The 7,757-nt window shown below is 73.0% G+C and carries 6 protein-coding genes; 1 reads left to right on the top strand and 5 read right to left on the bottom strand.

Features of this window, described 5'->3' with window-relative positions:
• Positions 1-148 precede the first annotated feature (148 nt).
• The 3 genes from ACI793_RS18880 to nucS all read right to left on the bottom strand — a co-directional run bounded on the left by ACI793_RS18880 (position 149) and on the right by nucS (position 2,974).
• Entirely contained in the window at positions 149-355 is a 207-nt protein-coding gene (locus ACI793_RS18880) for a hypothetical protein (protein WP_311346551.1), read from the bottom strand.
• Positions 356-457: 102 nt separating this feature from the next.
• Positions 458-2,215, bottom strand: coding sequence for a 3-hydroxyacyl-CoA dehydrogenase family protein (locus ACI793_RS18875; protein ID WP_456607917.1), 1,758 nt, complete (start codon positions 2,213-2,215; stop codon positions 458-460).
• Between the two features lie 87 nt (positions 2,216-2,302).
• Positions 2,303-2,974 carry an endonuclease NucS gene (gene nucS / locus ACI793_RS18870; RefSeq protein ID WP_456607916.1) on the bottom strand — a complete coding sequence of 224 codons (672 nt, stop codon included), beginning with the start codon at positions 2,972-2,974 and terminating at the stop codon, positions 2,303-2,305.
• Positions 2,975-3,043: 69 nt separating this feature from the next.
• Between nucS and ACI793_RS18865 the strand changes: the two genes are divergently transcribed.
• Positions 3,044-3,934, top strand: a complete 891-nt coding sequence (locus tag ACI793_RS18865; protein ID WP_456607915.1) for a hypothetical protein — start codon at positions 3,044-3,046, stop codon at positions 3,932-3,934.
• A gap of 57 nt (positions 3,935-3,991) precedes the next feature.
• Here the strand turns inward: ACI793_RS18865 and ACI793_RS18860 are convergent, their stop codons facing one another.
• The gene (locus ACI793_RS18860; protein ID WP_456607914.1) at positions 3,992-5,329 is read right to left on the bottom strand and encodes a dicarboxylate/amino acid:cation symporter; all 1,338 of its coding nucleotides are present in this window, start codon (positions 5,327-5,329) and stop codon (positions 3,992-3,994) included.
• 370 nt (positions 5,330-5,699) lie between these two features.
• Entirely contained in the window at positions 5,700-7,715 is a 2,016-nt protein-coding gene (locus ACI793_RS18855) for a protein meaA (RefSeq protein WP_456607913.1), read from the bottom strand.
• Positions 7,716-7,757: the final 42 nt, after the last annotated feature.

The following is a 7,757-nucleotide window of genomic DNA, read 5'->3' as shown; positions in this document are numbered from 1 at the left end:
CCCCCCCCCCCCCCCCCCCCCCCCCCCCCCCCCCCCCCCCCCCCCCCCCCCCCCCCCCCCCCCCCCCCCCCCCCCCCGCCCCCCCCCCCCCCCCCCCCCCCCCAGGGAGCTATCGGGACAACCTCGTGGTGTTCGCCCGGCTGGTCGGCTAGCGGCGCCGGTCGCGGGCGCGCCAGCAGGTGGTGTGCCAGTGCCGCCGCCGGTCGGCCGCCGAGTCCGTGTCCCAGGGTTCGAGGTCGGAGTCCCTCGCGTAGGCCGGCCAGGTCACCACGTGCGGCGTGCCGGGCCGGATCTCCTGGTCGCAGCCGGGGCAGCGGTAGGTCTTGCCGGTGCTGGAGCCGGTGACGGCGCGCACCACCCAGTCGCCGTCGCCGGCCTCCTCGACCTGCTCAGCGCGACGGCCCGGCTCCCGATCGACTGATCGGGAACCGGGCCGTGGGCGCCTGCGGGGCAACTGTCAGCGACGCGCGTAGTCGTGGAAGCCACGACCGGTCTTGCGGCCGAGGTACCCGGCGGTGACCAGCTGCTCGAGCAGCGGCGCCGGCGCGAGCGCCGGGTCGCGGAACTCGGTGTGCAGCTCGTTCTCGATGGCCAGCGAGACGTCGTTGCCGACCACGTCCAGCAGCTCGAACGGCCCCATCGGGTAGCCCAGCCCCACCTTGACGGCCGTGTCGATCTCGGTCGTGGAGGCGTAGTGCGCCGCGAGCATGCTCACCGCGTCGTTCAGGTACGGGAAGAGCAGCGCGTTGACGATGAAGCCCGCGCGGTCGCTGCAGGAGACCGCGACCTTCTTGATCTTCGCCGTCACCGCGTGCACCGTCGCGGCGACGTCGGGCGCGGTGGAGACGGTGGAGACCACCTCGACCAGCTTCATGACCGTCGCGGGGTTGAAGAAGTGCATGCCCACCACGTCGGCCGGACGGCCGCTGGCCTGCGCGCACTTGATGACCGGCAGGCTCGAGGTCGTGGTGGCGAGCACCGCGCCCGGCTTGGCGATCCGGCCCAGGTCGGCGAAGAGCGCCTCCTTGACCGGGAGCGACTCGATGACGGCCTCGATGACCAGGTCGACATCGCCGAGCGCCTCGACGGAGCTGGCGCCGGTGACCCGGCCGAGGACCTCGTCGCGGACGGACTGGTCGAGCCGGCCGCGCTCCACCTGCTTGTCCAGCGACTTCGCCAGGGCCTTCTCGACGCCGGCGACCTTCTCGTCCGAGCGGGCGATGAAGGTGACGTCGTAGCCGGCCTTGGCGACGACCTCGATGATGCCGGTGGCCATCGTGCCCGATCCGACCACGCCGACGCTCTGCACCGGGCGTGCGCCCTCGGCGGCACCACCGGGGGTCGGGGTGGCGGCGTCGGCGACGACCTCGGCCGAGCCGGCCTCGGCGTAGGTGTAGAAGCCACGGCCGCTCTTCCGGCCCAGCAGGCCAGCGGTCTTCATCTGCTTCAGGACGGGGCTGGGCGCGTGCAGCCGCTTGCCCGAGACTGCGTGCAGCGCGTCGAGGACGTCGTAGGCGGTGTCGACGCCGACGAGGTCCAGGACCTGCAGCGGGCCCATGGGCAGGCCGCAGCCGAACCGCATGGCGGCGTCGATGTCCTCACGGCTGGCGTAGCCGTTCTCGAACATCGAGACGGCGTGGTTGAGGTAGCCGAACAACAGGGCGTCGGTGATGAAGCCGGGGTTGTCGCCCACGGTCACCGCGACCCTGCCCAGGCGCTCGACCAGGGCCACCGCGTCCTCGACGACCGACGGATCGGTGACGGCGGTGCGGGCGACCTGGACCAGCGTCGCCGTCGGCACGGCGTTGGCGAAGTGCAGCCCGACGACCTTGCTCGGCCGGCCGGTGCCCACCGCGAGCTCAGTGACCGAGAGGCTCGAGGTGTTCGTCGCCAGGATCGCTTCCGGCCCGGTGATCTTGTCGAGCTGGGCGAAGATCTCCGCCTTCAGCGCGAGGCGCTCGGGAACGGCCTCGACGACGAGCTCCGCCGCGGCGAGGTCCTCCAGCGCGGTCGTGTACCGGATCCGGCCGAGTGCGGCGTCATCGGCGTCGCCGGCGGCGACCGAGCGCTCGATCGCGGCGCGGCCGCGCGCGGCCGCCTCGTCGCTGACCTCGACGGCGGTGACCGACAGGCCCGCCCGGGCGAATGCTTCCGCGATGGCGGCACCCGCGGTGCCCAGCCCCACGATGCCTACTTCGTTCATTTCCCTGGCCACGCTGCCATCCCTCCACCGTCGGTGATCGTGGGCAGTCTCTCACCCGCCCCTCCGGCACCGCGCCAGGGTCACCCGGAGGTGGCCGGCTCAGAAGAGTCGCTGGGAGGGATCGTCGGTGCCCTTGAGCACGGCGTAGTCGACGGTCAGGCAGTCGATGCCCCGGTCCGCGGCCAGCACCCGGGCCTGCGGCTTGATCTCCTGAGCCGCGAAGACGCCCTTCACCGGGGCGAGCAGCGGATCGCGGTTCAGCAGCTCCAGGTACCGGGTCAGCTGCTCCACGCCGTCGATCTCACCGCGCCGCTTGATCTCCACGGCCACGGTCGTCCCCGCCGCGTCACGGCAGAGCAGGTCGACGGGGCCGATGGCGGTGGGGTACTCGCGGCGCACCAGTGACCACCCGGCGCCGAAGGTCTCCACGTGCAGGGCCAGCAGCCGCTGCAGCTCGGCCTCGACGCCGTCCTTCTGCAGTCCGGGGTCCACACCGAGCTCGTGGGCGTGGTCGTGCTCGACGGCCTCGATGGTGATGATCAGCTGCTCGCCGGCCTTGTTCGTGACCGTCCAGGTGCCCGACCCGTCGGTCAGCTCGTCCTTGAGCGTGCAGGGCGGGGTCATCCAGTTCAGCGGCTTGTAGGCGCGGTCGTCGGCGTGGATGGACACCGAGCCGTCGGCCTTGACCAGCAGCAGACGGGTCGCCATCGGCAGGTGGGCGGTGAGCCGCCCGATGTAGTCCACGGAGCAGCGGGCGATGACCAGACGCACGGGCGCCGACGCTACCCGCCCGCCGGCAACCGCCCCGGGCGCCCCGTCGGACTGGCAGCATCGGGGGGCATGAGTTCCGTCCGCGGTGCCGCCGTCCTGCTCGCCCTCCTCGCGCTGAGCGCGTGCGCGGACCCGGCCCCGACCGGGAGCGGGCCGTCCTCCCCCGCTCCCTCGCCCCGCGTCGAGCTCCCTGCCGGACCCGACGCCCTGGTGCTGCGCGTGCAGCACGTCGGCGGGTTCGTGACGCCGGACATGCTCGCCGCCCGGCTGCCGCTGGTGAGCGTGTACGCCGACGGGCGGGTGATCACCGACGGACCGGTCCCCGCCATCTATCCCGGGCCGGCCCTGCCCAACGTGCAGGTCACCCGCCTCGACCCCGCCGAGGTGCGGACGCTGGCCGAGCGGGCGCTCGAGGCCGGGGTCGGGGAGACCGCCGACCTCGGGACGCCGCCGGTGGCCGACGCCACGACGACCCGGTTCACGCTCGTCACCGCGGACGGCCGCTACGTGCGCGAGGCCTACGCGCTCCGGGAGTCCCTCCCCCGCGACCCGGTGGGCCCGGCGCCGGACGCGGGGCTCACCGAGGAGCAGGCCGCCGCCCGCGAGGAGCTGGCCGCGTTCCTCGACGAGCTGACCGCTCCGGCCGGGGAGGCGTCGACCGTGGAGCCGTACCGGCCGGACGCCCTGGCCGTGGTCGTCAGCCCCTGGGTCGACCCCGAGGACGACCTGGAGCACCCCGCGCAGCCCTGGCCCGGACCGCCGCTCCCGGGCGAGCCGCTGGGCACGCTGCCGGAGCAGACCTGCCTGACGGTGACCGGGGACCAGCTGGCACCGGTCCTCGACGCAGCCCGCCAGGCCAACTCCGCCACGCCCTGGCTCGGCGCGGACGGCGCCCGCTGGTCGCTCACCTTCCGGCCGCTGCTGCCCGACGAGTCCGGCTGCGCCGACCTGGTCGGCTGAGACGCCGACGGGCCCGGCCCTCGGAGGAGGAACCGGGCCCGTCGGGCGCAGGACGCGTCAGACCGTGGCGGGCTGCCGCAGGTCGTCGTCCACACCACTGTGCTCGTCGACCGACGCCAGCGGGTCGACCGTCGACGTGGAGTTGTAGCGCTCGAGGTCGAGGATGCCCTCGCGCTTGGCCACGATCGTGGGCACGAGCGCCTGCCCGGCGACGTTCACCGCGGTCCGGCCCATGTCGAGGATGGGGTCGATCGCCAGCAGCAGGCCGACGCCGGCCAGCGGCAGGCCGAGGGTGGACAGCGTCAGCGTCAGCATGACCACCGCGCCGGTGACACCGGCGGTGGCCGCCGACCCGATGACCGACACCAGCACGATGAGCAGGTAGTCGGTGATCGCCAGGTCCACGCCGAAGAACTGCGCCACGAAGATCGCCGACAGCGCCGGGTAGATCGCGGCGCAGCCGTCCATCTTGGTCGTCGCGCCCAGCGGCACGGCGAACGACGCGTAGGACCGCGGGACGCCGAGGTTCTGCTCGGTCACGCGCTCGGTGACCGGCAGGGTGCCGATCGACGAGCGGGAGACGAAGGCCAGTTGGATGGCCGGCCAGGCACCGGCGAACCACCGCAGGGGCGACAGGCCGTGGGCCCGGAGCAGGACCGGGTAGACGACGAAGAGCACGAGGGCCAGCCCCGCGTAGACCGCACCGGCGAAGACGCCGAGGGAGCCCAGGGAACTCCAGCCGTAGCTGGCGACGGCGTTGCCGATGAGGCCGACGGTGCCGATCGGCGCCAGCAGGATGACCCACCACAGCACCTTCTGGACGACGGCCAGGGCCGAGCGGGTGAGGTCCAGGAACGGCTCCGCGGCGGGGCCCACCTTGAGGATCGCGATGCCGATCGCGACCGAGATGACGATCAGCTGCAGCACGTTGAACGACAGGCCGATCGAGCCGTCGCTGCCGGCCGACGCCTGCAGGCCCAGGATGTTGCCGGGCACCAGACCGGTCAGGAAGTCCCACCACCCGCCGGTCGTGGCCGGGTCGGTGGCGGTCGCGGCGTCGACGGAGCTGTTGCGGCCGGGCTGGGTGAGCAGGCCCAGGCCGATGCCGATGGCGACGGCGATGAGCGCGGTGATGGCGAACCACAGCAGCGTCTGGCCGGCCAGACGGGCGGCGTTGGAGACCTGCTCGAGGTTGGCGATGGAGACGATCACCGCGGTGACGATCAGCGGCGGGACGAGCGCCTTGAGCAGCGTGACGAAGCTGCCGCCGATGGTCTGGAGGGTGCTGGTGAGCCAGTTCGGCGAGCCGTCGGCGACGGGGCCGATCTCGCGGGCGAGCAGCCCGAGGGCGACGCCGACGACGAGGGCGAGGAGGACCTGCGCCGCGAAGGGCACGCGGCGGAGACGAGCGAGCACGGGAGAACTACCGATCTGCGGGGTGACGAAGGAGGACGACGGGAGCGGTGGGCGTCAACAGCTCGCGGTCGTCGTCCGGCCGTAGTCCAGCGCACGCCGGCGCGTGAGGCCCCACAGGTTCTGCACGGAGCAGGTCAAGGCACGGCGGCGGTCCGTCATGCCGGACTGTGCGAGGCATCACCCGGGGGCAGCAGGGCCCGCTCGTACCGCCGTCGGTCCCAGCGCTCGCCCGAGCCGACCGGGACCGTGCGCTCGTGGGCGCGAAAGCCGGCGGGCGGCGCCCACGTCCCCTCGCCGGGCGCGGTGGCGCCGGGCGAGGAGTACGTGAGCGGCCGCGCCGCGACGTCCCTCAGGCCGGTTCGGGAACCAGCGTGTCGAGGCCGTTGGCCTCGCGGATCACGTCGACGACGGACCCCATGATCTCGGTGAGCCCGAAGTCCTTGGGGGTGAAGACGCGGGCGACGCCCTGCTCGCGCAGCCGCCGCGCATCGCTGTCGGGGATGATCCCGCCGACCACCACCGGGACGTCGTCCAGCCCGGCCTCCTTCAGCCCGCGCAGCACCGACGGCACGACCTGCAGGTGCGAGCCGGAGAGCACCGACAGGCCGACGACGTGCACGTCCTCCTCGACCGCGGCCGAGACGATCTGCGCGGGGGTGAGCCGGATGCCCTGGTAGATGACCTCGAAGCCGGCGTCCCGGGCGCGGACGGCGATCTGCTCGGCACCGTTGGAGTGGCCGTCCAGGCCCGGCTTGCCGACCAGGAAGCGCAGCCGGCCGCCGAGCTCCTCGCCGGTCGCCCGCACCCGCTCGCGCACGTCGGTGAGCGTCTCGTCGGCCTCGCCGCCGCTGCTCGCCGCCGCGACACCCGTGGGCGCCCGGTACTCGCCGAACACCTCCCGCAGCACCCCGGCCCACTCCCCCGTCGTCACGCCGGCGCGGGCGCAGTCGAGGGTGGCGGCCATCAGGTTGACGTCGGTGCCGGCCGCCTCGCGCAGCGCCGCCAGCGCCCGGTCGGCCGCGGCCTGGTCGCGCTCGGCGCGCCACCTCCGCACGGCCTCCTGCGCGGAGGCCTCCACGGCCTGGTCGACGACCATGATCGCGGCGTCGAGGTCGGCGGTGAGCGGATTGGGCTCGGTGGTCTCGAACTTGTTGACGCCGACGACGACGTCCTCACCGCTCTCGATCCGCCGGCGGCGCTCGGCCAGCGAACCGACCATCGCGCTCTTCATGTAGCCGGACTCGACGGCGGCGACGGCGCCGCCCATCTCCTCGACGCGGGCCATCTCGGCCTTGGCGCCCTCGACGAGGTCCGCGACCTTCTTCTCCACGACGACCGAGCCGGTGAACAGGTCCTCGTACTCGAGCAGGTCGGTCTCGTAGGCGAGCACCTGCTGCAACCGCAGCGACCACTGCTGGTCCCAGGGCCGGGGCAGGCCCAGCGCCTCGTTCCAGGCCGGCAGCTGCACCGCACGGGCTCGGGAGTCGCGGGACAGCGTGACCGCCAGCATCTCCAGCACGATGCGCTGGACGTTGTTCTCCGGCTGGGCCTCGGTCAGGCCGAGGGAGTTGACCTGCACGCCGTAGCGGAAGCGGCGCTGCTTGGGGTCCTCGACGCCGTAGCGCTCCTTCGTCAGCTCGTCCCAGAGCTGGGTGAAGGCGCGCATCTTGCACATCTCCTCGACGAAGCGGACGCCCGCGTTGACGAAGAAGGAGATGCGGGCGACGACCTCGCCGAACTTCTCCTGCGGCACCTGACCGGAGTCGCGCACCGAGTCCAGGACGGCGATGGCGGTGCTGATCGCGTAGGCGATCTCCTGCTCCGGCGTCGCCCCGGCCTCCTGCAGGTGGTAGCTGCAGATGTTGATCGGGTTCCACTTCGGCATGGTCGTCACCGTGTAGGCGACCATGTCGGTGATCAGCCGCATCGAGGGTGCCGGCGGGAAGACGTAGGTCCCCCGCGACAGGTACTCCTTGATGATGTCGTTCTGCGTCGTCCCGGCGAGCTTGCTGACGTCGTGCCCGTGCTCCTCGGCGACCGCCTGGTAGAGCGCGAGCAGCCACATCGCGGTGGCGTTGATCGTCATCGACGTGTTCATCTCGTCGAGCGGGATGCCGTCGAAGAGCGCGCGCATGTCGCCGATGTGCGTGACCGGGACGCCGACCTTGCCGACCTCGCCGACGGCGAGCTCGTCGTCGGGGTCGTACCCGGTCTGCGTCGGCAGGTCGAAGGCCACCGAGAGACCGGTCTGGCCCTTGGCCAGGTTGCGCCGGTACAGGGCGTTGGACTCGGCCGGCGAGGAGTGGCCGGCGTAGGTGCGCATGACCCAGGGACGGTCACGCTCCGGCGATGACGGGAACGGCATACCGGCGGAGTGTAGGGCGGTCCCGGTGCCGGAGCAGCCCCG

Source organism: Blastococcus sp. SYSU DS0617 (assembly GCF_054051075.1).
The sequence above is the reverse complement of the archived record's forward strand: the minus strand, read 5'-3'. Positions and strand labels throughout refer to the sequence as shown.

Coding starts and splice junctions, on each gene's coding strand:
- ACI793_RS18865 (WP_456607915.1), top strand. CDS start 3,044: ATGAGTTCCGTCCGCGGTGCCGCCGTCCTGCTCGCCCTCCTCGCGCTG.
- ACI793_RS18855 (WP_456607913.1), bottom strand. CDS start 7,715: ATGCCGTTCCCGTCATCGCCGGAGCGTGACCGTCCCTGGGTCATGCGC.